Annotated in this window: 1 pseudogene; it reads right to left on the bottom strand. The window is 70.5% G+C overall.

What is annotated here, in order from left to right:
• Nucleotides 1-387, bottom strand: a pseudogene (locus AC066S_RS40005) (hypothetical protein); the annotation flags it as partial.

The raw sequence follows: 387 nt of genomic DNA, 5'->3' as shown, positions 1-387 counted from the left end.
GCGTGCGGCTCACGAACACGGGCCGCTCCAGGTAGAGCCTGCCGCGTGCCGGGTCCCAGCGGCGCAGGTTGGCCGCGAGCGTCCGCTGGAAGTCGAAGTTGCGCGCCACCTTCAGGCGCGAGCGCCGGCGCCGGTCGCGGCTGCCGCCGAAGGCCTGCCGCACCTCGGTCGCGAGCTTTTCCATGATGCGACGCACGACCTCGGCGACCAGCCGGCGCGCGGCGGCGAGCACGTCGGGGTTCATCAGGTGCTTGGTGTGCAGCACCGCGCGCAGCAGCGATTCCGACGGCTCGATGCGTTCCAGCACGTCGAGGTTCGTGACGACCTCGTCGATGCCGTAGCGCTCCACCGCATCGCGCTCCAGGCGTTCGATCACTTCCTTGGGAA

The sequence above is a fragment of the Bradyrhizobium sp. CFUWI genome, assembly GCF_056429085.1.
Note: the sequence above shows the minus strand (reverse complement) of the source record. Positions and strands in the feature narration are given on the sequence as shown.